Source organism: Tepidiforma sp., assembly GCF_034433535.1.
Classification (GTDB): domain Bacteria; phylum Chloroflexota; class Dehalococcoidia; order Tepidiformales; family Tepidiformaceae; genus Tepidiforma.
The window spans coordinates 1-1851 of sequence record NZ_DAOUAO010000081.1 but is presented as its reverse complement, the minus strand read 5'-3'; the positions used below and the strand labels follow the sequence as shown (position 1 = coordinate 1851).

The window sequence follows — 1851 nt, the reverse complement described above, 5'->3', positions numbered from 1 at the left end:
GTCTTCGGTGAGGAGGTGGGAGATGGCGGGTTCGCTTGCCCAGGGGACGGGATACTGGAGGGGCTCGGGGTTGGGGCCGCGGATGATATCGAAGAGCGCGAGTGTGCCGCCCGGCCGGAGGACGCGCCGGGCCTCGCTCCAGAAGCGGGCGCGGTCGGCGATGTTCATGGCGACGTGCTGGGTGATGACGGCATCGAAGGAGGCGTCCGGGAAGGGGAGCTGGAGGGCATTGGCGACGTGGAATTCGCACTGGTGCGCGAGCCCGCAGGCTTCGGCGAGGATGCGGGCGGTGCGGATGAACTCGGGGGAGAGGTCGATGCCGGTGAGGCGGCAGCCGAATTCGGCGGCGATGGTGCGGGCGGGGCCGCCGATGCCGCAGCCGAGGTCGAGGACGTGCTGGCCGGGCTGGAGGCCGGCGGCCGTGGCGAGGTCGCGGGTGGCGCGGAGTCCGTAGGAGTGGAAGTGGTCGGCGGGGGCGAGTGCGGCGGGGGTGAGGGGGTCGATGCCCTGTTGGCGGGCAGCGGCGAGGATGCGCTCGGCGAGCCCTTCGCGGTGGTAGTGGGCGAGGACGGCGGGTTCGGCCGGCTGGCTCATGGCGCGGCGATCGGCGCGAGGCGGCCGAGGGCGAAGGCGGCGCGCTCGACGGTTGGGAAGATGGCGAGGCCGGCGGCGATGAGCTCGTCGCGGACGGCATCGACGAGGGCGCGGTGGGCGGGGTTGGGGGTTTCGGTGGGGCCGAGGACCACGGCGACGGGCTTGCTGGTGCGTCCTACCACCTGGACGAGGCGGTTGCAGGCGTGGCGCAGGCGCTCGTCGGCATCGGGGCGGCCGAAAAACCAGTCCTCGCCGATGTTGGCGATGGCGAGGTCGTAGCTCTCGTCTTCGAGCATGAGTTCGAGCAGGGCGTTGGAGGAGAGGCCGCTGCCGGCGAGGATGGACTGGTCGACGGGGTTGGCGACCCACTCGGCGAGGGCGGGTGCGCGTTCGCGGACCCGTTCGCGGATGGCCGGGGGGAGGGGGAGGACGGTGAGGCCGTTCTCCTCGGCGGCATCGGCGGATTGGACGCTGCGGCCGCCGCCGCCGCCGACGATGGCGATGCGGCGCCCGCGAGCCGGGGGGAGGAGGGCGGCGGCGATGAGGAGGTCGAGCAGCTGTTCCTGGGAGCGGGCTTCGTGGGCGCCGGCCTGCCGGAGCGCGGCCGACCAGAGGAGGGACTGGCCGGCGAGGGCGGCAGTGTGGGAGGCGGCGCTGCGGGCGCCGGCGGCGGTTCGGCCGGCCTTGTGGATGATGACCGGCTTGCGGGCAGCGGCCTCGCGCAGGCCTTCATAAAGGCCGCGGCCATCGGGCACGCCTTCGATGTAGGCGCCGATGGCGGTGGTGTCGGGGTCGCGGGCGAGGTAGCGGAGGAGCTCGCCGGGGGTGATGTCGCGGCCGTTGCCGTAGTTGACGACCTTGCCGAAGGCGAGGCCCCGGGCGCTGCCGCGGGTGATGACCTCGACGGCGTTGTTGCCGGACTGGGAGAGGAAGGCGACGGTGCCGCGGCGGGTGGGGAGGTCGGGGCGGAAGGAGAGGCCGCCGGCCGGGTGGTAGAGGCCCATGCCGTTGGGGCCGAGGATGCGGACGCCGAGCTGGCGGGCGCGTTGGAGGATGCGCTCTTCGAGTGCGGCGGCTTCGGGGTCGCCGGTTTCGCTGAAGCGGGCGGTGAAGAGGTGGAGGAAGGGGACGCGCTTCTGGCCGCAGTGTTCGAGGAGTTCGGGGACGGCGGGTGCGGGCACGCAGGAGATGACGAGGTCGACCTCGCCGGGGACGGCGGCGAGGCTGGGGTAGGCGGGGAGCCCGGCGACGGTTTCG

Annotated in this window: 2 protein-coding genes; both read right to left on the bottom strand. The window is 73.5% G+C overall.

Annotated features, from left to right (window positions below; translation table 11 throughout):
• The coding region (locus tag VAE46_RS04550; RefSeq protein WP_322795734.1) for a class I SAM-dependent methyltransferase at positions 1-594 on the bottom strand (594 nt) is incomplete at its 3' end.
• Positions 591-1851 (bottom strand): CoA-binding protein (locus VAE46_RS04545; RefSeq protein ID WP_322795733.1); only part of this gene is annotated, 1261 nt, incomplete at its 5' end. The genes VAE46_RS04550 and VAE46_RS04545, both read right to left, overlap by 4 nt.